The 22,038-nt window shown below is 71.0% G+C and carries 18 protein-coding genes; 12 read left to right on the top strand and 6 right to left on the bottom strand.

All coding sequences use genetic code 11. The features are described from left to right. Positions 1-90 precede the first annotated feature (90 nt). Positions 91-2,898, top strand: coding sequence for a PAS domain-containing protein (locus AC3EF3_RS17500; RefSeq protein ID WP_488533422.1), 2,808 nt, complete (start codon positions 91-93; stop codon positions 2,896-2,898). Between the two features lie 6 nt (positions 2,899-2,904). Here the strand turns inward: AC3EF3_RS17500 and AC3EF3_RS17495 are convergent, their stop codons facing one another. Further along, the gene (locus AC3EF3_RS17495; RefSeq protein WP_488533421.1) at positions 2,905-3,216 is read right to left on the bottom strand and encodes a DUF4148 domain-containing protein; all 312 of its coding nucleotides are present in this window, start codon (positions 3,214-3,216) and stop codon (positions 2,905-2,907) included. Positions 3,217-3,244: 28 nt separating this feature from the next. Beyond that, positions 3,245-3,409 carry a hypothetical protein gene (locus AC3EF3_RS17490; RefSeq protein ID WP_488533420.1) on the bottom strand — a complete coding sequence of 55 codons (165 nt, stop codon included), beginning with the start codon at positions 3,407-3,409 and terminating at the stop codon, positions 3,245-3,247. A 188-nt stretch (positions 3,410-3,597) separates the two neighbouring features. Here AC3EF3_RS17490 and AC3EF3_RS17485 point away from each other — a divergent pair, with 188 nt between their 5' ends. Continuing rightward, entirely contained in the window at positions 3,598-6,129 is a 2,532-nt protein-coding gene (locus AC3EF3_RS17485; protein WP_488533419.1) for an ATP-binding protein, read from the top strand. After that, positions 6,129-8,693 (top strand): ATP-binding protein, encoded by a 2,565-nt coding sequence (locus AC3EF3_RS17480; protein ID WP_488533418.1) that lies wholly within the window; start codon positions 6,129-6,131, stop codon positions 8,691-8,693. The genes AC3EF3_RS17485 and AC3EF3_RS17480 overlap by 1 nt, the downstream gene beginning before the upstream one ends. 24 nt (positions 8,694-8,717) lie before the next feature. On the opposite strand, the gene AC3EF3_RS17475 is transcribed toward AC3EF3_RS17480, so the two are convergent. After that, positions 8,718-9,494, bottom strand: coding sequence for an SDR family NAD(P)-dependent oxidoreductase (locus AC3EF3_RS17475; RefSeq protein ID WP_488533417.1), 777 nt, complete (start codon positions 9,492-9,494; stop codon positions 8,718-8,720). A gap of 42 nt (positions 9,495-9,536) precedes the next feature. Between AC3EF3_RS17475 and AC3EF3_RS17470 the strand changes: the two genes are divergently transcribed. The 6 genes from AC3EF3_RS17470 (at position 9,537) to AC3EF3_RS17445 (ending at position 14,199) form a co-directional block, all read left to right on the top strand. Next, on the top strand, positions 9,537-9,986 hold the full coding sequence (locus AC3EF3_RS17470) for a MarR family winged helix-turn-helix transcriptional regulator (RefSeq protein WP_488533416.1): 450 nt from the start codon (positions 9,537-9,539) through the stop codon (positions 9,984-9,986). A gap of 34 nt (positions 9,987-10,020) precedes the next feature. Then, positions 10,021-10,443, top strand: coding sequence for an organic hydroperoxide resistance protein (locus AC3EF3_RS17465; protein ID WP_488533415.1), 423 nt, complete (start codon positions 10,021-10,023; stop codon positions 10,441-10,443). 34 nt (positions 10,444-10,477) lie between these two features. Continuing rightward, on the top strand, positions 10,478-11,227 hold the full coding sequence (locus AC3EF3_RS17460; RefSeq protein WP_488533414.1) for a metallophosphoesterase family protein: 750 nt from the start codon (positions 10,478-10,480) through the stop codon (positions 11,225-11,227). A gap of 1 nt (position 11,228) precedes the next feature. Next, positions 11,229-12,677 carry a serine/threonine protein kinase gene (locus AC3EF3_RS17455; protein WP_488533413.1) on the top strand — a complete coding sequence of 483 codons (1,449 nt, stop codon included), beginning with the start codon at positions 11,229-11,231 and terminating at the stop codon, positions 12,675-12,677. Further along, positions 12,674-13,681: a serine/threonine protein kinase gene (locus AC3EF3_RS17450; protein ID WP_488533412.1), complete on the top strand. Its 1,008-nt coding sequence runs from the start codon at positions 12,674-12,676 to the stop codon at positions 13,679-13,681. Before AC3EF3_RS17455 ends, AC3EF3_RS17450 begins: the two co-directional genes overlap by 4 nt. Before the next feature lie 113 nt (positions 13,682-13,794). Continuing rightward, positions 13,795-14,199, top strand: a complete 405-nt coding sequence (locus AC3EF3_RS17445) for a hypothetical protein (protein WP_488533411.1) — start codon at positions 13,795-13,797, stop codon at positions 14,197-14,199. Between the two features lie 4 nt (positions 14,200-14,203). Here the strand turns inward: AC3EF3_RS17445 and AC3EF3_RS17440 are convergent, their stop codons facing one another. Both AC3EF3_RS17440 and AC3EF3_RS17435 read right to left on the bottom strand, forming a co-directional pair. Further along, entirely contained in the window at positions 14,204-17,149 is a 2,946-nt protein-coding gene (locus tag AC3EF3_RS17440) for an acetoacetate--CoA ligase (RefSeq protein ID WP_488533410.1), read from the bottom strand. Positions 17,150-17,258: 109 nt separating this feature from the next. Beyond that, positions 17,259-18,134, bottom strand: coding sequence for a fumarylacetoacetate hydrolase family protein (locus tag AC3EF3_RS17435; protein WP_488533409.1), 876 nt, complete (start codon positions 18,132-18,134; stop codon positions 17,259-17,261). A gap of 65 nt (positions 18,135-18,199) precedes the next feature. Here AC3EF3_RS17435 and AC3EF3_RS17430 point away from each other — a divergent pair, with 65 nt between their 5' ends. The 3 genes from AC3EF3_RS17430 to AC3EF3_RS17420 are packed head-to-tail and all read left to right on the top strand — an operon-like array spanning position 18,200 to position 20,848. Then, positions 18,200-19,168, top strand: coding sequence for a Bug family tripartite tricarboxylate transporter substrate binding protein (locus AC3EF3_RS17430; protein ID WP_488533821.1), 969 nt, complete (start codon positions 18,200-18,202; stop codon positions 19,166-19,168). A gap of 12 nt (positions 19,169-19,180) precedes the next feature. Then, positions 19,181-20,146 carry a tripartite tricarboxylate transporter substrate binding protein gene (locus AC3EF3_RS17425; protein WP_488533408.1) on the top strand — a complete coding sequence of 322 codons (966 nt, stop codon included), beginning with the start codon at positions 19,181-19,183 and terminating at the stop codon, positions 20,144-20,146. Continuing rightward, positions 20,147-20,848: a molybdate ABC transporter substrate-binding protein gene (locus AC3EF3_RS17420; RefSeq protein ID WP_488533407.1), complete on the top strand. Its 702-nt coding sequence runs from the start codon at positions 20,147-20,149 to the stop codon at positions 20,846-20,848. Here the strand turns inward: AC3EF3_RS17420 and AC3EF3_RS17415 are convergent. After that, positions 20,845-22,032, bottom strand: coding sequence for an MFS transporter (locus AC3EF3_RS17415; protein WP_488533406.1), 1,188 nt, complete (start codon positions 22,030-22,032; stop codon positions 20,845-20,847). The genes AC3EF3_RS17420 and AC3EF3_RS17415 overlap by 4 nt on opposite strands. Positions 22,033-22,038 lie beyond the last annotated feature (6 nt).

Raw genomic sequence — 22,038 nt, 5'->3', positions numbered from 1 at the left:
TCATATTGCACGCCGGCGCGCTCGTTTTCGTCCCGATCCGTCGCTTCAGCTCCAGCGCGGCGCCGCGCGCCCCTAGATTGGGCAATGCCCTTGTCATCCCTTCGCGCCGCGCTCGAGCCGCACGGGCCCGGCTCGTCGCCCGGGCAGCCCGCCGTCGTGCTGTCGGACCGGCCCGCGGACGCCGCGTCGCGCCGCGCGGCGCTGCTGGTGATCGCCCTGTCCATGGGCGTGTTCCTCGCGCTCGCGCCGCTGGCGAAGATGCCGCTGCCGCCGGTGGCGTGGTTCATCCCGCTGTTCCAGTCCGTGCTGATCATCAACGATCTCGTCACGGGCGCGCTGCTGTTCGGGCAGCTGCGGCTCGCGCACGAGCGCGCCCACCTCGTGCTGGCGGGCGGCTATCTCTATGCGGCCGTGATGGCGAGCGTCCACCTGCTCACCTTCCCGGGCGTGTTCTCCCCGACCGGGCTGCTCGGCGCCGGCGCGCAAACGACGGCCTACCTCTATGTGTTCTGGCACCTGGGCCTGCCGCTGGCCGTGATCGGCTACGCGCGCGCACGCGGGCCACGGCGCAAGCTGGTCCTGCCGGTATCGAACGCCGTCGTCCTCACCGTCGCCGGCGTGGCCGCGATCGCGGGCGGCCTGACGCTCCTGGCCACGCTGGGCAACGACCTGTTGCCGCCGCTTCTGGAAGGCAATCGCTATTCGTCGGCCTTCAACCTCGGGCGCTACGGGCAATGGCTGCTGACGGCGCTCGCGATCGTCGTGCTCTGGCGGCGCCGGACGCGCTCGGTGCTGGACCTGTGGCTGGTCGTGATGCTGTGCGACAGCTTCCTGGAGATCGCGCTGGTCGCGATCTTCAATTCGGGCCGCTACGACCTCGGCTTCTATGCAGGGCGCGCCTATGCCGTGCTCGCGTCCTGCCTGGTGCTGGTGATGCTGCTGGCCGAGCACGGCAAGATCTACCGTGAGCTGGCCGAGGCGCGCGAGACGGCGCGTTCGGAGGCGGTGCTGCGGCTCGCGATGCACGGCGGGCGCATGGCCGCATGGACGCGCGAGATGACGACCCGCGCGAGCTGGTGGAGTCCCGAAGTCGAGGAACTCACCGGTTGGCCCGCCGCCGCACTGGCCGGCTCGGATGCCTTCTTCTTCGATCGCGTGCACCCCCAGGACCGGGCCGCCGCGCAACGCGCCATGGCGTTCACGCACGAACCGGGCGAGGAGTTCGCGGAGGAGTTCCGGCTGCGCGATGCCGACGGCCGCTGGCGCTGGTTCCAGGCGCGCGGCCAGGCCCTGCGCCACGAGCACGGCGGGCCCTCGCGGCTCTTCGGCGTGCTGGTGGACATCACGGACCGCAAGCAGAGCGAGCGCGCCGCCGCCGAGATCGAAGCGCGCCTGCGCGCGCTGGCCGACGGCATGTCCCAGCTCGCCTGGATGGCGCGGCCCGACGGCTGGATCTACTGGTACAACCGGCGCTGGTACGAATACACGGGCACGACGCTGGAGCAGGTGCAGGGCTGGGGCTGGCAGCGCGTGCACGACCCGAAGGAGTTGCCGGCCGTGCTGGAACACATCCGCCGCAGCTTCGCAACGGGCGAGCCCTTCGAGATGGTGTTCCCGCTGCGTGGCGCGGATGGCAAGCTGCGGCCCTTTCTCACGCGCATGATGCCGCTGAAGGACGCCGACGGCCGCGTGCTGAACTGGTTCGGCACCAACACCGACATCACGCAGCAGCGCGAAGCGGAGGAGGCGCTGCGCATGGCCGATCGCCGCAAGGACGAGTTCATCGCCACGCTCGCGCACGAGCTGCGCAACCCGCTGGCCCCGATCCGCACTGCGGTGCAATTGATGGAGCGTGTGCCGGGGCTGCCGCCGCAGCTGGCCCGCACGCGCGACATCCTCGATCGGCAGTCACGGCACCTGGTGCGGCTGGTGGATGACCTGCTCGAGGTGTCGCGCATCGCGCAGGGCAAGCTGCTGCTGCACCGCGAGCCGGTGTCGCTGGCCGAATGCGTGCACGACGCGGTGCACGCGGCCCGGCCCGCCCTGGAAGCCGCCGGTCACCGGCTCGACGTGCATGTCGACAGTGACCCCCTGCATGCGAACGCCGATGCCACGCGCATCACGCAGGCGGTGGTCAACCTGCTCAACAACGCCTCCAAGTTCACCCCGCGCGGCGGCCGCATCAGCGTTCACGCCAGCCGCGAAGGGCCGCAGGCCTGCATCAGGATCGTCGACACCGGCATCGGCATCGCCGCGGAACACCTGCACGGCATCTTCAAGATGTTCTCGCAGGTGAGCAGCGCGCGCGAACGCAGCCATGGCGGCCTGGGCATCGGCCTGGCGCTGGTGCGCGGATTCATCGAACTCCATGGCGGCACGGTGGAAGCGCGCAGTGCCGGGCTCGGGCAGGGCAGCGAGTTCGTGATCCGTCTGCCGCTGTTGCACGAGACGCACGCCGCCGATGAAGAGAAGGTGGCGGTCCGTTCCGGCGTGTCGCGCCGCGTGCTGGTGATCGACGACAACCAGGACGCTGCAGCCACGCTGGCCGCGCTGCTGGAGCACGACGGGCACGAGGTGCGGGTCGCGCACACCGGGCGCGAGGGCCTGGCGGTCGCGTTCGAGTTCGAGCCGGAGGTGGTCCTGCTCGACATCGGCATGCCCGGCATGAGCGGGCTGGAAGTGGCGCGCGAACTGCGCCGCCGGGCGCTCGATGCGGACCTGCAGCTGATCGCGGTGACGGGATGGGGCCAGGCGCACGACCGCCAGCTCACGCGGGAGGCGGGGTTCGATCACCACCTCACCAAGCCGGTCGACTACGCCGAGCTCCACGCATTGCTGACCGCGGGCCTGCGCGACCATGGGCCGGAAGGGTCGCGCAGCGCCCTCCCGCGGCATTGAAGACGATCAGTCCGGCGTCTTCACGACGCCAGGATGGCTCACGCGGACCTTCTCGACGGCTTCCGTCTTGACTTCGGCGCGGCTGCGCGTGGCGGCGGCGGGCGTGAGGGCGGCGGTGGCGACCTCACCCTCCGGGTCCGGAAAGACGCGCTGCGAATCCTCGTTCGCCTGCACGGCTTCCGCCTTCAATTCCGCACGGGTGACCGTGCTGGCCTGGGCGGGCGCGAACTTGTAATCCGCGCCGTCCGCGGCGGCGAGGGCGGAGCCGGCGGCGAGCGACAGGGCGGCCGCGGCGGTGGATATGAGCTTCGTGTTCACGATACTTCCTTCACGAAGGGCTCGGCCGTCAAGCCGCGGTCGTTTGGGCAGCGAGCGCCAGCACGCTTTGCCCATCCGTAGCGGTGAGCCCGAAGGCCACGATGGTGAAGAGCGTGGCCGTGATCACGCATGCGGCGAGGGCACGGGCGACCCAGGACAGGCCGGTGGAGTATTCGAACGGGTGCCGCATCATGTGAACCTCCTGTTTCAATTGGGTCTTGTGACACCCATGCATCGTCGGCGCGTGCAGGTTTAAAGTCCTGAAGCCGCTGCTGAAACGTGCTGAAAGGTCCTGAATCGGCGACGCCGGCGGTGACGGCGCGCGCAAGAATCGCGCTGCATGGCGGGCGTGCAGAGCCTGCGAGGGGAATCGCGATGCACATGGACTATCGTTTCGGCAATGCCGAGCTGCGGCCCGACCAGCGCCTGCTGCTGGTGGGCGGCAAGCAAAGCCACATCGGCGCGCGTGCCTTCGACCTCCTGCTCGCTTTGGTGGAACGGCGCGACCGCGTGGTCGCCAAGGACGAACTGCTCGATAGCGTCTGGCCCGGCGTCGTCGTCGAGGAGAACAACCTGCAGGTCCACATCAGCAACCTGCGCAAGGTGCTCGGGCCGCGTGCGATCGTCACGGTGCCCGGCCGCGGCTACCAGTTCACCGCGCCGGTGGAAAGCGCCGGCGACGCGCAGGGCGCAGGCACGGCACCTGCGGCCGCGACGGTGCCGGCCGCCGAATCGCTGCCGACCAACTTGCCGGCCGAACTGCCGTCGCTGATCGGGCGCGACCACGAGACCGCGCAGCTGGCGGCGCTGCTGCGGGCCCATCGCGTGGTGACGGTGGTGGGCCCGGGCGGCATCGGCAAGACGGTGCTCGCGCAGGCGGCGGCGCGGCAGGCCCTCGCGCACTTCCGCGACGGCGTGTGGCTTGTCGATCTCGCGCCGCTCGCCGACGGCTCGCTGGTCGTGAGCGCGGTGGCGTCGGCCCTGCACCTCGTGCTGCGCGTGGACTCGCAGGCGCAGGCCCTGGCGAAGGCGCTGGCGTCCTCGCATCGCCTGCTGGTGCTGGACAACTGCGAACACGTGGCCGGTGCGGTCGCGGAGCTCGTCGAGGCGCTGTCGCACGGTGCGCCGCAGGTGTCCGTGCTGGCCACCAGCCAGGAGCGCCTGAAGCTTGCGCAGGAACAGGTGTTCCGGCTTGGCGCGCTGAGCCTGCCGGCGGCGCCCGATGTCGAAGCCACGCGCCGCTCGGGCGCGGGCGCGCTGTTCGAACGGCGCGCCGCCGCGGCCGACCCGTCGTTCCGCATCGATGCCGACAACGCGGGCGCGGTGGCCGACATCTGCCGTCACCTCGATGGCATTCCGCTCGCGATCGAACTCGCCGCCGCGCGCGTGCCGCTGCTCGGCGTGCGCGCGCTGCAGGCACGCCTGGACGAGCGCTTCCGGCTGCTGGGCAGCGGCTCGCGCGTCGGACCGGCCCGCCACCGCACCTTGCGCGCGGCGCTCGAATGGAGCCACGGGCTGCTGTCGCCCCCGGAGCAGCTGCTGTTCCGCCGGCTGGGCATCTTCGCCGGCAGCTTCGACCTCGACGGCGCGCACTGTGTCGCGCTGGAGGCGGGGATCGAGGATGCCGCCGTCTTCGACCTGCTCGCGGGACTGGTGGACAAATCGCTCGTCGTGGCCGAGCCTCAGGAGGTGCCGCGCTACCGCATGCTCGAGACCACGCGCGTGTTCGCGCTGGAGAAGCTGCGCGAATCGCGCGAGGGCGAGGCCGCGTCGCGCGGCCTGGCGCTGGCCATGGTGACGACCTTCATGCGCTCGCGCCAGGACGAATACCGGATGGCACGCCAGGACTGCGTGCAGCGCTACCTGCCGGACCTGGACAATGCACGCGCGGCGCTCGACTGGTGCGCGGGGCCTTCGGGCGATGCGAACCTGCACGTCGCACTGGCAGGCGCCATGGCGTGGTTGTGGGTCGAGGCCGGCCTGCGCGGCGAAGGCCAGCGCCGCACGGCGCCGGTCATTGCGCGCATCGGCAGCGGCACGCCGCCGCGAGCGCAGGCGCTGCTGCTGACGTCGTGGACGCGGCTGGCCTTTCCCGATATCGGCGAGCGCGAGCGCGCGTGCGGGCAGCGCGCCGTCGCGCTGTATCGCGAGCTGGGTGACGACCAGGGCCTGTTCATCGCGCTGGCGGAACAGGCCCGCGGCCTGTCGATGTTCGGCGAACCCGGCCCGGCCGCCGAGCTGATCGCGCAGGCGCAGGCGCTGCTGCGTGCCGAGTGGCCGGCGGCGATACGCTGCCCCTTGCTGCAGGCACGCTACTGGGTCGCGCACATCGGCGGCGACTACCACGAATCGATCCGCATCTGCGACGAGCTGCGCCAGCTGGCCGGCCGGCTGGGCGATCGCCGGATGGCGCTGAATGCGCTGATCGCGCAGGAGCAGGCGTACGCAGGCCTGGGCGAGATGGCCGAAGCCGTCGTGCGCGGACGCCAGCTGGTGCAGATGCTGGAAGAGCAGCCGGCCACGGCGGGCTGCCTGGAAGGCTACATCTACGGCAACCTCGTGATTTCGCTGTGCGAGACGGGCAATGTGGGCGAGGCGCTGGAGATGGCGCGCAAGGCCTACGCCTTCCGCGAGCAGGCGGGCGGCACGCTGTGCATCCTCGACCCGTTCGCCCGCCTGGCCTTCCTGCGCGGCCACGTGCGCGACGCGGCGCAGATCCTCGGCCGGGCGGAGATGCGCTATACGACCAGCAACGAAAAGCGCCAGCCGGTGGAGCAGCAGGTGCGCACGAAGCTGCTGGCGCAGCTCGAGGCGGCGCTGCCCGCCAGCGAATTGCAGCGGTTGATGCGCGAGGGCACCGCCCTTTCCGATGAGGCCGCGGCGCAGCTCGCGCTGCGCGACGGGGCCACCTGATGATGCCCGGCCACGCCGCACCGGCCCCGGGCTTGCGGTTCGGCAACGCCGAACTGCGGCCCGACCAGCGGGTGTTGCTGGTGGGCGGCGCGGAAAGCCACATCGGCGCGCGCGCCTTCGACCTTCTGCTCGCACTGGTGGAGCGGCGCGACCGCGTGGTCGGCAAGAACGAGCTGCTCGATCGCGTGTGGCCCGGTGTCGTGGTCGAAGAGAACAACCTGCAGGTCCACATCAGCACGCTGCGCAAGGTGCTGGGCCCGCGCGCGATCGCGACCATCCCGGGCCGCGGCTACCGGTTCACGGGAGAGCTGGCCGATGCTGCGGACGCCGGCCCCGCTGCCGCGCCGGTCGCGACGCCCGCGGGCAACGATGCGCATGGGCCCTCGTCCAACCTGGCGCCGGACAACCCGCCGCTGTATGGCCGCGGGACCGAGCTGCAGGCGCTGCGCTCGCTGCTCGCGTCGCATCGCCTGGTGACGATCACCGGGGGCGGCGGGATCGGCAAGACGGCGCTGGCCCAGGCGCTCGCGCACGAGCTGCGCGAAAGCTTTCCCGACGGCGTGTGGCGGGTGGAACTGGCGCCGCTGGCGAGCCCGTCGCTGGTGGCCGGCGCCGTTGCCGGGGTGCTGCAGGTGAGCCTGAACGCGGCCACGCAGGTCGAATCCCTGGCACGGGCCCTGGGCGCGCGCCGGATGCTGGTCGTGCTCGACAACTGCGAGCACGTCATCGACGCGGTGGCCGAACTCGCGCGGGCGCTGCAGGCTGGCGCACCCGGCGTGAAACTGCTGGCCACGAGCCAGGAGCCGCTGAAGCTGACGCACGAGCGCGTGTACCGTCTCGGCCCGCTGGAGTTGCCGGCGGACGCCGCGGCCGAGGACGCGCGGCAGGCGGGCGCCGTCGCCTTGTTCGAAGCCCGCGCGCTGGCCGCCGACCCGCGCTTCACGCTCGGTCCGCACAACATCCATGCCGTGGCCGACATCTGCGCGCGGCTCGACGGCATCCCGCTGGCCATCGAACTGGCGGCCGCACGCCTGCCGCTGCTCGGGCTCGAGGGGCTGCGCGCGCGGCTGGTCGAGCGCTTCCGCGTGCTCAAGGGCGGCGCGCGCGATGCTTCATCGCGCCACCAGACGCTGCGGGCGGCGATGGAATGGAGCCACGGGCTGCTCACGCGCGACGAACAGGTGGTGCTGCGGCGGCTCGCGGTGTTTGCCGGCGGCTTCCGGCTGGAATCGGCGCAGCATGTCGCGCACGACGCCGAGCTGGACGAGTGGATGGTGCTGGACCAACTGGCGGCACTGGTCGACAAGTCGCTGGTGGTGGTGGTGGCGCAGGACGGGCCGCAGCCGCGCTACAAGCTGCTGGAGACCACCCGTGCGTTCGCGCGCGAAATGCTCCACGGCTCCAACGAAGCCGCCGCAGTGCGGCATCGCCACTGCGAGGCGGTGCTCGCCATCTATGAAGCCTCGCTGGACGAGGAAACGCGTGAGCCGCCCTACAAGCTGCTGCCCCGCTACATCCCCGACCTCGACAACGCGCGCGCGGCGCTGGACTGGGCGGGCGGTCCCGAGGGCGATGCCGTGCTGCACGTCGCGCTCGCCGGCGCGATGCCGTGGATCTGGGAACCTGCGGGGTTGCGGCCCGAAGGCATGCGCCGAATGCGCGACGCGATGGCGCAGATCGATGGCGCGACGCCGCCGCACCTGCAGGCGCGCTTGCTGGCGGCCTGGCCCTGGGTCGCCTGGCCGCAGATCGGCAGCCAGGAACTGGACAGCGCCGAGCGTGCGATCGAGCTGTTCCGCCGGCTCGGCGACCGCATCGGCCTGTTCCGCGTGCTGACCCAGCAGGCCAAGCTGCTGGCGACGATCGGCCGTCACGAGGAGGCGGGCGCGGCGCTCGATGAAGCGCAGGCGCTGTACGAGCCCGCGTGGCCACGGCGCCTGTATGCCCGTCTGCTGGTGGCGCGCGGGTACACCTTGCTGGAGCGCGGCGAGATCGAAGCGTCCATCGCCGCGTGCACCGAACTGTGCGCGGTCGCCCGCGAGATCGGCGATCGCGCGATGGAACTCAGCGCCATGGTCAACATGGAGCAGGACTGCGCGACGCTCGGGCGCTGGGACGAGGCGGCGGCACGCGGCTACCAGATGGTCGAGCTGCTGGGCGACAACCGGGTGCTGCGCCAGCAGATCGAAATCTACGCGGTCGGCAATCTCTGCCTGGCCCTGACCGAGCTGGGAAGGCTGCCGGAAGCGATGGAGATGGCGCGCCGTTCGCTGGCGCTGCAGCGGCAGTTCGGGCACATGGAGTGCGGGATCGACCATTTCACCTGCCTCGCGTTCAAGCGTGGGCACGTGCGCGACGCGGCCCGCCTGCTGGGCTACGCGGATGCGGCTTATGCGCGGACCGGTTCCAGCCGGCAATGCGTCGAAGCGAAGCTGCACGATGCCGTGGCGGCCGGCCTGCAACAGGCGCTGCCCTCGGGCGAGCTGGCGCGCCTGATGCAGGAGGGCGTGTTGCTTGGCGAGGAGGCCGCCGTGAGCCTCGCGCTGCACGATTCGGACGGTTAGCGCGAGCCGCGGCGTGAACGCGGGTCATTGCTCCGAGTAGTTCCACATCAGGCCGCCGTCGACGACGATGCTGGCACCCGTGATGTAGCGCGCATCGTCCCCGGCGAGGAACGCGACCACGCCGGCGACGTCCCCGGGATCGCCCATGCGGCCGAGCGGGATCTTCGCGAGCAGCGCATCGAGCTTGGGCTTGTCGTGCACCAGCGCCTCGTTGATCGGCGTGCGGATGGCGCCCGGCGCGACGCTGTTGACCGTGATGCCCAAAGGCGCGAGTTCGATGGCGAGGTTGCGCATCACCATCTTCAGGCCGCCCTTGCTCGCGCAGTAGGGCGTGAAATGCGGGAAGGGCAGCTCCTCGTGCACGGAGCTGATGTTGATGATCCGACCGCCCCGGCCGGCCTGTTTCGCGTGGCGCACGAACGCCTGCGCGAGAAAGAGCGGCCCCTTCAGGTTGGTGCGCATCACGAGATCCCAGTCGCGCTCGGTGATGTCGGCCAGCTCCGCGTTGCGTTCGACTCCCGCGTTGTTCACCAGGATGTCCAGCGTGCCGAAGGCGGCGACGGCTTCATCGACCATCCCGTGCGCCGCCGCGACGTCGCCGACGTCGGCGGCGAACGTCTCGCAGCGGATGCCCGCGGACTGCAGTGCGGCGCGAGCCCGCAGCGCCCGCTCGTCGTCGTGACGCACGTTCAGCGCGATGTGTGCGCCTTCGCGCGCGAGCCGCTGCGCGATCGCGAGTCCGATGCCCTGCGAAGCGCCCGTCACGAGCGCGACCTTGCCGCGCAATCCACCGGAATCCATAATTAAGTTGCACGCAATCAAATTGCACGCTATAATTGCGCCATGCCGACGAACACGACCCCACCGGACCGCATGCTGCTGCTGGACAACCAGCTGTGCTTCGCGCTCTATTCGGCGTCGCTGGCGATGACCAAGTTATACAAGCCGCTGCTGGATGAGCTGGGCCTCACCTACCCGCAGTACCTCGTCATGCTCGCGCTCTGGGAGCGCGATGGCGCGACGGTGTCCGAGCTCGGCGAGCGCCTGTCGCTCGATTCGGGCACGCTCACACCGTTGCTGAAGCGGCTGGAGGCCGCCGGCCTCGTCGCCCGCCTGCGCAGCACCGAAGACGAGCGCCGCGTGCACATCACCCTCACGGCCGCCGGCCGGCGCCTGAAGGGCCGCGCCGCTCGAATCCCGTCCTGCATCATGGCGGCCACCCAGTGTTCGCTGCCCGAGATCATGAGCCTGACGCGCGAACTGCGCGACCTGCGCGACCGGCTCGCGGCCTGACCGTTTTCTCCCCTTCACCACAAGGAACCACACCATGGAAAAACTCGACAAAGTCCTCTACACCGCCCGCGTGCACACCACCGGCGGCCGCGACGGCAACTCGAAATCGGACGACGGCAAGCTCGAAGTGCGCCTGACGCCGCCGGCGGCCAACGGCCCCGGCACCAACCCCGAGCAGCTGTTCGCCGCCGGCTATTCGGCCTGCTACATCGGCGCGCTGAAAGCGGTGGCCGGCAAGATGAAGCTGGCGCTGCCGGCCGACCTCGCGGTCGATGCGGAAGTGGACCTCGGCCCGATCCGCGAGGGCGCCGCCTACGGCATCGCCGCGCGCCTGAACATCAGCCTGCCGGGCCTGGACCGGACGCAGGCGCAGCAGCTCATCGATGCGGCCCACCAGGTGTGCCCGTACTCCAACGCCACGCGCGGCAATATCGACGTGAGCTTGCGTCTGGTCTAAGCCGCGTCCCGCGCCGGGGGCGACAATCGCCCGCATGAAGCTCGCGCTCCTGGCCGACCTCCACGCCAACCTGCAGGCGTTGCAGGCGTGCCTGGCGGATGCCCGATTGCGCGGCGCGACGCAGTACGTCTTCCTCGGCGACCTGGTCGGCTACGGCGCCGACCCGGGTCCCGTGCTCGACCTCGTGATGGCGCACGTCGCGCAGGGCGAGTGGGCCCTCATGGGCAACCATGACGAGGCCGCGCTCGCGCCGGCGGCGCCTTCGCCGCGCGCGGACCCTGCGGGCGCGGCCTGGACACAGGCGCAGCTCAACCCCGCGCAACGCCAGTTCCTCGCGTCGCTGCCGCTCACCGTGCAGCACGGCAAGATGCTGCTGGTGCACGCCTGCGCGCGCGACCCGCAGCGCTGGACCTACATCACGCGCCCGATCGAGGCGGCCGACAACATGGACGCGGCGCAGTCGCTCGGCGCGTCGCTCGTGTTCACGGGCCACGTGCACGAGCAGCGCCTGTTCTACCAGGGCGCGGTCGGCAAGCTGATGGCTTTCGAGCCCACGCCGGGCGTCGCGGTGCCGGTGCGCGCGCACCGCGAATGGCTCGCCACCGTCGGCTCCGTCGGCCAGCCGCGCGACGGCGACCCGCGCGCGATGTACGCGCTGTTCGACGACGCAGGCGCGCGGCTCACGTTCGTGCGCGTGCCCTACGACCACGAGGCGGCGGCGGCGGCGATCCGCCGTGCCGGCCTGCCGGAAGCGAACGCGGCGCGGCTCGCGGTGGGGCGCTGACTTGAAACTCATGTCCCCCGGCACGGAACTCGATGGCTTCGTCATCGGCGAGTGCGTGCATGCGGGCGGCATGGCCCACATCTACCGGGTCACCTATGCGCAGGCCGGGCGCGAGCCGCCGTTCCCGCTCGCGATGAAGGTGCCTCGCATGACGGTGGGCGACGGCGCCGAAACCATCGTCGGCTTCGAAGTCGAGCAGCAGATGCTGCAGGTGCTGCACGGCCCGCACGTGCCGCGCTTCGTCGCCGCCGGCGACCTTGCCCGGGTGCCCTACCTCGTGATGGAGTACGTCGAGGGCCGGCCGCTGCAGCGCTGGCTCGATGACGCGATCGAATCGCGTCGGCGCCCCTCGCCCGAGGCGATCGCGCGGCTCGGTGCCGCGGCGGCCGCGGCGGCGCACAGCCTGCACCTGCAGAACGCGGTGCACCTGGACCTCAAGCCCGGCAACGTGCTGATTCGCGCCGACGGCAGTGCGGTGCTGGTGGACTTCGGCCTGTCGTGGCACGCGCATTACCCGGACCTGCTGGCCGAGGAGACGCGCCTGCCGGTCGGCTCCGCGCCGTGGATGGCACCCGAGCAGGTGGTGGGCGTGCGCGGCGACCCGCGCAGCGACATCTTCGCGATCGGCGTGATGCTGTACGAGCTCGCGACCGGCGAGCTGCCCTTCGGCGACCCGGAAACGGCCGGCGGCCTGCGCCAGCGGCTGTGGATGGAGCCGCAGCCGCCGCGCGCGCTGGTGCCCGCCACGCCCGCCTGGTTGCAGGAAATCATCCTGCGCTGCCTCGAGCCGCAAGCGCGCGACCGCTACCCGTCGGCCGCGCAGCTCGCGTTCGACCTTGCGCATCCCGGGCAGGTCGTCGCCACGGCGCGCGGCGAACGCGTGACGCCCGAGCGCTGGCGCACGCGCCTGGCCCGCTGGGTCAAGGCCGCGGGCATGCATTACCAGCCGAGCCCGCTGCCGGTCGCGCAGGTCGAGCAGGCGCCGATCGTGATGGTGGCGGTGCCGTGGAAGGACGTGAGCGATGCGACCTCGTATTCGCTGCGCGCGGCGGTGAACCGGTCGCTCGGCGTGCGCCCGGGCGCGCGGCTCGCGTGCGTGACGGTCGTCTCGTCCGCCGGCGCCGAGCGGGTGCCGGGCGGCGTGACCGCTGCGCACCGCGCCCAGCTCGATCGCCTGCGCCAGTGGGCGCGCGGGCTCGACCTCGACGGGCACCAGGTCTCCTTCCACGTGGTCGAGGCCGACGACGTGGCGAAGGCGCTCGTGGACTACGCGCGCGCCAACGCGATCGACCTGATGGTCCTGGGCGCGGCGACGCATGGCACGCGTTTCCAGCGCGTCCTGGCCACCGTGCCGGTGCGCGTCGCGACGGAGGCGCCGTGCAGCGTGATGCTGGTGAAACCGTCGCTGCCTTTCGGGCAGCTGCAGCTCGCCGGCGACAATGCGGCATGACCGCCGCCGCTGCCCATCCTTACGACGCGCTCACGCCGGACGTGGTGATGGACGCGCTCGCCGGCATCGGGCTGTTCGGCGACGGCCGCCTGCTCGCGCTCAGTTCCTACGAGAACCGCGTCTACCAGGTGTGGCTGGAGGACGCCTTCGAGGGCGACGCGATCGTCGTCGCCAAGTTCTACCGGCCGGGCCGCTGGAGCGAAGCGCAGATCCTGGAGGAGCATGCGTTCGCGGCCGAGCTCGTCGCGGGTGAAGTCCCCGCGGTCGCGCCGCTCGCGATCGAGGGCCGCACGCTGCACCACTTCGGCGGCTTCGCCTTCAGCGTGAGCCCGCGCCGTGGCGGCCGCGCTCCGGAGCTCGACGATGGCGAGGTGCTCGAGTGGATCGGGCGCTTCCTCGCACGCATCCACCTGGTCGGCGCGCGCCGGCCCTTCGCCACCCGGCCGGCGCTCGACCTGCAGACCTTCGGCATCGCCTCGCGCGACCGGCTGCTCGGCCACGAGCTCATCCCGCTGGACGTGCAGTCGGCATGGCAGGCGCGCTGCGACGAAGCGCTGACGATCATCGGCGACACCGCGCTCGGCGAAGACCCCGGCGCGATCCGCCTGCTGCGCGCGCATGGCGACTGCCATCCCGGCAACATCCTGTGGGTGCCGGGCGAAGGCCCGCATTTCGTCGACCTGGACGACGCGCGCACCGCGCCCGCCGTGCAGGACCTGTGGATGCTGCTGTCGGGCGAACGCGCGCAGCGCCAGAAGCAGCTCGGCGCGCTGCTCGACGGCTACGAGCAGCTGCGGGAATTCGATCGCGCGGAACTGGCACTGATCGAGCCGCTGCGCACGCTGCGCCTCATCCATTACAGCGCCTGGCTCGCGCGGCGCTGGCGCGACCCGATCTTCCCGATCAACTTTCCCTGGTTCGGCTCCAGCGACTACTGGCAGGGTCAGGTCCAGATGCTCGAAGAGCAGATCGAGGCGATGCGCGAGCCGCCGCTGGTGGCCTGAGCGTTTCCGGTTTGCGCACCGGCGCGGCGCGAACTATGTTTGCCCCACGTGCCTGCGCGAGCGGCACGGCGACTCGACGCAGTCGAGGGGGAAACCTGGGAAAGGAGCATCCTATGTTAGGGGAACGCATCGGCGAGGACAGCGGCAAGGTCACGGGACAGCGGGTCCTTCCGCCGGCGAACGGCGCGCCCGTCATGGAGACGTCGTTCGCCGCCACCGGCTCGCTGCTGGGGGTGGGCACCACCGAGAACGGCACCTACGTTTCCACCTTGCGGCCCGACGGCACGCTGTTCGGCGGGGCGCAAGGCATCACGATGGGCAAGGGCGGCGAAGCCGCCACCTGGAGCGGCCAGGGGGTCGGGCGGCTGAAGCAGGACGGCGCGGTGAGCTACCGCGGCGCGATCTTCTACCAGTCGGCTTCTCCCGCCTGGCAACAGCTCAATGGCATCGCACTCGTCTTCGAGTACGAAGTGGATGCGCAGGGCAATACCCGGGGCCAGGTTTGGGAATGGAAGTAGCGGCTTAGGCCGTGAGCTGCTCGTCCATCGCCCGCGCCGCATAGGCGTGGGTCGTGTGCACGAGGTCCAGGTGCGCACCGGGCAGTCGAACCACGCGCAGGCCCGCGACGGCCGTGCGCCGCCAAATGGGCAGGGGATCGCAGTAGCCGCCCAGCGGGATCGCTGCGCGCAGGTACACCAGCGGGCCGCCGTCGAACGGGCTTGGGCGGTAGCGTTCCAGCGCCCGCATCATGGCTTCGTGCACGCGGCGCTGCTCGGGGCCCAGCGTGGCGGGCAGATGCCAGCCTTCGTGCCGGTGTCCGATGCGGTCGACGGCGTACGCCGCGAGTTGCGGCAGCGGCATGTGCCGCACGCGCCGCGCGGCCCGGCGCCAGGCGTCGCGCGCGGCGGACCAGCGGTCCAGGTCTTCGCGCACGTAGGTGTCGATCAGGCCCACGTGGTCGACCGGCTCGCCCGCCTGCGCCAGCATGCGCGCGATCTCCAGCGCGACCACGCCGCCGAACGAGAAGCCCCACAGCGAATACGGCCCGTGGGGCTGCACGCGCCGCAGGTGCTCGACGTACGCCCGTGCGATGTCCTCGACCTCGTCGCGAGGCATCAGCCCGTCGTCCAGGCCGCGCGCCTGGAAGCCGTAGACGGGCCGCTCGTTCTTCAGCCTGGAGATCAGGGGCCAGCATTCCATCACCGTTCCGCTCAGCCCGTGCACCAGGAACACGGGCCGGCCGTTGCCGTCGCGCGCGCGCACCGCGTGTTCGCCCGAGGGGTCCGGCTCCTGCTCGAGCAGGACGATGAACTGTTCGAGCGTCGGCGCGCGCAGCAGGGTGGACAGCGGCAGCTCGCGCCCGGTGAGTTCGCGTGTGCGCGCGAGCAGCCGCGCGGCCATCAGCGAGTTGCCGCCGAGCTCGAAGAAATGCGCCGCGCCCTCCGGCGGCTGCGGCATGCCGAACACCTCGGCCCAGGCGGCGCCGACCTCTTCGCGCAGCGACGCGCCGTGCGATGCGCAGGCGCGGCGTGCGTGCAGCATCGGATGGTCGCGGATCGCGTGCAGGCTCTGGGGATTGCGCAGCGCCGCTTCGTTCTCGATCGGCTGTCCGGAGACGGCGCGGCGCGCCGCCGATTCGGATGTCTTGCCGCTGTGGGTGACGGGCAGTTCGGGCACGGCCAGGAACAGATCCGGCACGTGCGCCGGCGACAGGCGCTCGGCGAGCTCGCGCCGCAGCTCGGCGACGAGCGCCGCGTCGAGCGACGTGCCGTCGGCCAGCACGAGCAGCGCGATCGCACGCGGCTCCGGCTGCACCTGCTGCTCGACGACCAGCGCGTCGCGGATGCCGGGCCGCGCGAGCAGCACGCGGGCGATGTCGCCCGGCGAGACCTTGATGCCGCGCAGGTTCAGCACACCGTCGCAGCGCCCGAGGATGCGGATGCCGCCGCGGGCGGTCACGCGCGCGAAGTCGCCGTGGCTCCATACGCCGGGGTTGTGGGCGAAGTAGGCGGCATGGAAGCGCGAGCCGTCCGCGTCGCCGAAGAAACCGAGCGGACGCGAAGGGAAGGGGTTCGCGCACACCAGCTGGCCGTTGTGCACGGTGGGCGCGCCCTGGTCCCACACCTGCACGTCCATGCCCAGGCTGCGGCAGGGCGACTCGCCCGCGTACACCGGCAGCAGCGGGCTGCCCAGCACGAAACAGCCGATGATGTCGGTGCCGCCGGAGATCGACCACAGCGGCATGGTGTCCTTCACCGATTCATGGACCCAGTCGTACTGCCAGTCGTGGAGCACCGAGCCGGTCGAAAGCATCGCGCGCAGGGCGCCCAGGTCGAACCGCTCGCGCGGCACGAGCCCCGCGTCCTGCGACAGGCGCAGGTAAGGCGGGCTGGTGCCGAACACCGTCGCGCGTTCCTTCGCAACCACCTCCCACAAGCGATCGACCGACGAGATCGGGCCGTCGTACGTCACGATCTGCGCGCCCGACGCGAGCGCCGACAGCTGCCAGTTCCACATCATCCAGCTGCAACTGGTGTGGAAGAACATGCGGTCGCCCGGCTTCAGGTCCACGTGCAGGCGATGTTCCTTCACGTGCTCGAGCAGCGTGCCGCCTGCGCCGTGGACGATGCATTTGGGCGGGCCGGTGGTGCCCGAGGTGAACATGATGAAGAGCGGGTGATTGAAGGCCAGCCGCGGCCAGTCGAAGGCGGGCGCCTGCGATACAGCGACGAAGTCCTCCCAGCCCGCCTCGCCGTCCAGCAGCAGGAGCCTTTCGCACGAAGGCAGCTCGCGCACCAGGTCGGCGAGCCTGCGCGGCAAGGGCACGCCCGCATCGTGCTCGCGCGGCTGGCCGTGCGCGATGACCAGGCGCGGCGCGATCGGCACGAACCGGTCGCGCAGCGCGTCGATGCCCATGTCGGGCGCGGCGGTGGCCAGCGTGGCCCCGACAGCGGTCACCGCGAGCGCCGCGATCACGGCGCGGTCGTCGTTGCGCAGCACACCGGCCACCCGGTCGCCCGGCTTCAGGCCCCAGGCGCGCAGTGCGGCGGCGGCTCGTGCGACCTCGCTGCGCAGGGCGCCGCGTGTCCAGCGCGTCACGGTGCCGTCGGCGTGGTATGCGGCGATGGCCGGCGCATCGGAGCCGGCCACGCGAAGATTCAGCAGCGCGTCGGCGTAATTGAGGCGCAGTTCCGGGAAGAACAGCGCGTGCTCGCAGTCATCGCCGACGCACACCGGCTGCGAGTCGCCCTCGAGACCGAGCGCGTGGCCGCACCACTGAACGAAGAAGCCCCAGAACTCGCGCCAGTGCGCGATCGAATAATCCTCCAGCGCGTGGTGATCGGCTATCGCGTGACCGCTGCGGTCCGCGATCCAGGTGATGAATGCAGCGAGCTGCGCCTGGGCGGCGCTTTCGTGCGAGGGTACGTGGATGGGCAACTCGCGTTTGGTCTCGACTGCTTCGCACATGGTGCGCCTCCCGGTGTCCACCCGACGTGAACACCGCGCAGAACCACTTTATTCCTCCGGGGTGCGCGCGTCGACATGCATGGCCCTTCCGGGCCACACGAGGGCAAGCTCAGCGGACCGGGTTCTCGAGCACGCCGATGCCGTCGATCTCCAGGCGCACCGTATCGCCGGGCTTGAGGTATTTCGGCGGCTTGAAGCCGATCCCCACGCCCACCGGCGTGCCGGTCGCGATGACGTCTCCGGGGTAGAGCGTGATGCCGCCGGAGATCGTCTCGATGAGTTGAGGGATGTCGAAGATGAAATCGCGCGTCGAGGCGTTCTGGCGCTGCTCGCCGTTGACGAAGCAGCGCACGTGGGTGTTCGCGCCATCGAGCTCGTCGGCGCTGACGAGCCAGGGCCCCATCGGGCAGAAGGTATCGAAGGACTTGCCCAGGTCCCACTGCTGGTGGCGCGCCTGCCAGTCGCGCGCCGTGACGTCGTTCACGATGGTGTAGCCCCAGACGTGGTGCATCGCCGCGCTTCGCGCGATGCGCTTGCCGCCGCGGCCGATCACGACGGCGAGCTCCACCTCGTAATCGATCGCCGTGGACACCCCGGCCGGCACCACGATGGGTTCGTTCGGCCCGATCACCGATTCCGGCACCTTGGTGAAGATGATCGGGTGCTGCGGGATGTCGCCGCCCGATTTCGCACTGCTGTCGAAGCCGCTGCCCGCGAATTCCTTCGCGTGCGCGTGGTAGTTCTTCCCCACGCAGAAGATGTTGCGGCGCGGCCGTGGCAGCGGCGCTGCGAGCTTGACGGCGTCCAGGGCGACCGGCGCACCGGTGGGCGGCAAGGCTTCGCCGTGCGCCAGCAACTCGACAATGCGCTGCGCACCACAGGCCGCGTCGGCCGCGGCCATCTCGAAAGGCACGATGCTCTGCAGGTCGGGCGACACGGTGCCCACGCGCAGGCGCCCGGCGTCGAGGTAGGTGGCGATCTTCATGGGGAAAACTCTCGGTACGGCTCCAGCGCCAATGTAGCATGCTAACGAGAACGGAGTCCCGCATGATGCAACGCAGAAGCCTTCTCGCGGCGCTCGCCGTCGCCTCGTTCGCCACCGTGGCGGCCGCGCAGGCGAACTACCCCGCCAAGCCGATCACCATGGTCGTGCCGTTCCCGCCGGGCGGCGTCGCCGACACCGTGGCGCGGCCGGTCGCCGAGGCGATGTCGCGCGACCTCGGCCAGCCGGTCGTGATCGAGAACCGCGCCGGCGCGGGCGGCGGCATCGGCATGGCTTATGTCGCGAAGGCGCCGCCGGATGGCTACACCGTGCTGCTCGCGCTGTCGTCGATCACGGTGATCCCGGAAGCGGACGTGGTGCTCGGCCGCTCGCCGATGTTCGCGCTCAACCAGCTGCGTCCGCTCGCGCGCTTCACGGCCGATCCGACGGTGCTCGCCGTGCGCGCCGACGCGCCGTGGAAGACCGTGAAGGATTTCGTCGAGGATGCGAAGGCGCATCCCGGCACGATCAACTACGGCTCGTCGGGCAACTACGGCACGATGCATGTGCCGATGGAGATGCTCGCGCAGGACGCCGGAATCAAGCTGACGCACGTGCCGTACACCGGCGCCGGCCCGGCGGTCGTTGCGCTGCTCGGGGGCCAGATCCAGGCCGTGTCCTCGGGGCCGGCGACGGTGCTGCAGCACGTGAAGGCGGGCAAGCTGCGCGTGCTCGCGCACTGGGGCAACGCGAACCTCGAGACCCTGCCCGAGGTGCCGTCGCTCAAGTCGGCGGGCTACAACGTGGAGTACGCGCAGTGGTCCGGCCTGTTCGTCCCGGCCGCCACGCCCGCGCCCGTGGCGCAGCGCCTGCGGGCAGCGGCGCGGGCGGCCGCCAACGATCCGCGGGTGAAGGAAGTGATCCTGAAGGCGGGCAGCCCCATCCTGTACCAGGACGCGCCCGACTTCGAGCAGTACGTGCAGCAGGATGCCAACAAGATGGCGGACGTGGTGAAGAGGATCGGCAAGGTGGAGTAGGGGGAGCGGGCGATGGCGTGGACGCGGCGCTTCTTCCTGGCGGCATGCGGCCTCGGTGCGAGCGCGATGCTCCATGCCCAGACCTGGCCGGTGCGTCCCGTCAGGATCGTCGTTCCCTTCGCCGCCGGTGGCCCGGCGGACAACTACGCGCGCTTCCTCGCGCAGCGGCTTCAGGAGACGCTCGGCCAGCCCTTCGTGGTCGAGGACAAGCCGGGCGCAGGTTCCGTGATCGGCACCGACATCGTCGCGAAATCGCCGGCCGACGGCTACACGCTGCTGCTGATGTCGAACACGCACACGGTGAACGAAACGCTGCTCGCCAGCAAGCCCTTCGTGCTCACGCGCGACTTCACGGCGGTCGCGCCGATCAACTACTCGGACCTGGTGCTGGTGGCGCACCCGTCGCTCAAGGCGAACACCATCCAGGAACTCATCGCCGAGGCGAAGGCGCATCCCGGCCGGATCAATTACGCGTCGTCGGGGCCGGGGACGCCCTATCACATGGCCGGCGAGCTGTTCAAGAGCATGGCCGGCGTGCACCTCGTGCACATCCCGTACCGCGGCAGCTCCGGCGCGCGCACCGACGTGATGGGCGGGCAGGTGGAGCTGATGTTCGATGCCGTCACGACGATGGCCGAGGCCGCGAAGATGGGCAAGGTGAAGGCGCTCGCGACCACGGGCCTGCAGCGCTCGAGCGTGCTGCCCGACGTGCCGACGGTGAACGAGTCGGGGGTGCCCGGCTACGAGGCGACGATCTGGCTCGGGCTGCTCGCACCGAAGGGGACGCCCAGGCCCATCGTCGACAGGCTGAACGAAGCCGTCTCGAGGATCGCGAGCCAGCCCGAGGTGAAGCGGCAATGGGGCCAGCAGGGCGCGACGCCGATGGTGATGATGCCGGCGGACTTCGACAAGTACATCCAGGCCGACATCACGAAGTGGGCGCAGGTGATCAAGGCCGCCAACATCAAGGCTGATTGAATGAGCGCTCTACGATTGCTCAGCGGCGGTGCCGCGCAGGCGCTGGTCACGCGCATGAAACCCGCGTTTGCGGCGTCGCATGGCCTGGACGTGCAGGGCACTTTCGGCGCCGTCGGCGCGATGCGCGACAAGCTGCTCGCCGGCGAGGCGTGCGATGTGCTGATCCTCACGCAGGCGCTGATCGACAAGCTCGCCGGCGACGGCCAGGTGCTGCCGGACAGCATCACGCCCCTGGGCATCGTGAAGACCGGCGTGGCGGTGAAGGCGGGCGATCCGCAACCCGACGTCTCGACGGCGGCTGTACTGAAGGCGGCGCTGGTGCGCGCACCCGGCGTCTATTTCCCCGACCCGGACAAGGCGACGGCCGGCATCCATTTCATGAAGGTGCTGAAGTCGCTCGGCGTCGACCGCGAACTGCAGGGGCGCCTGCGCACCTTCCCGAACGGCGCCACCGCGATGGGCCGGATGGCCGCATCGGGCGAACCCGGCGCGATCGGCTGCACGCAGGTGACGGAGATCCTGTTCACGGCCGGCGTGAAGCTGGTCGGGCTGCTGCCGAAGGAGTTCGAGCTGGCGACGGTCTACACGGCCGCGGTGTGCACGCAGTCGCGGCAGGCGCAAGCCGCTCGCGCATTCGTCGCGCTGCTGGCCGGCGATGAAGCCGCGCCGGTGCGTGCCGACTGCGGCTTCGAGACGCGTTAGATGGCGCGGCGCCGCGCCGCCAGGTGCAGCGCGATGCCCGCGAGCGCCACCACCAGCGCGCCGAAGCCGAGCGCCGTTTCGACCAGGTACCCGGTGCGCGCCACGACGAAGCCTGCCGCGATCGCCGGCAGGCCGAGCGCGAGGTACGAGACGATGAAGATCACGGACAGCACGGCCGCACGCTCGCTGGCACCGACCCGCGCCATCACGCCGCGCACCGCGCCCTGGAAGCCCAGGCCGAAGCCCGCGCCCGCCACGATGGCGGCAACGAAGAACGCGGTGGTCGCATGGAACGCCAGCGCGGCGAGCGAAGCGCTCATTCCGATCGCCAGTGCGCCGGCGCCGCTGATGCGCATGTGACGTTCGTGCGTGCGGTGCAGCAGCAGCACGGCAAGGCTCCCGCTGCCGGCAAGCAGGAACGCAGCCACACCGCCGGCGAGCGACGAATCGAGCCCGAACACGCGATGGATCAACGCGGGACCGAGCGACAGGTAGAAGCCGGCGATGGCCCAGCCGGCGACGAGCAGCGGCGCCGCGGCCAGGAGCGGCGCGTGCGTGCTGCGCGGCGCACGCCACTGGAACTTCAGGGACGCGAGCGCGCCCGGTCGGCGCGCGCCGGGTTCGGCCATGAGCGCGACGCCCAGGCCCTGCAGCAGGTAGATGCCCGCGAGGACGACGTAGACGAGGTAGGTCGGCGCCGGCAGCCAGCGCACCATGGCACCGGCGACCAGGCCGCCGAGCGCCGTGCCCATCGCGGGCGCCACGGCATTGGCGACCGTCCCCTTGTCGCGGTCGAGGTCGAGCATGCCGGCGCCGACGGCGCCGATCGCGGCGCCGGTCGCGAGGCCCTGCAGGATGCGCGCCGCCAGCAATGCGACGACGCCGTCGGCGGTCGCGAACACGACCATCGTGAGGGCCTGTGCGACGGCCGCGACCATCAGCACGGGGCGGCGCCCCACATGGTCCGACAGGCGGCCGGCCACGAGCAGCATGGCCAGCAGCGCGATCGCATAGGCCGCGAAGATCACGGTCACCGTGACGGGCGAGAAATGCCACAGCTGCTGGTAGATGGGGTAGAGCGGTGTCGGCGCGCTCGATCCCGCGAGGAACGAGACGGCGATCGAAGCGAGAAGGTAGAAGGCCGCGCGGGGCGGCAGGTCGAGGGTGCGCAGGGCATGGGTCATGGCATT

It is taken from the genome of Ramlibacter sp. GS1-15 (assembly GCF_057785015.1).
The sequence above is the reverse complement of the archived record's forward strand: the minus strand, read 5'-3'. Positions and strand labels throughout refer to the sequence as shown.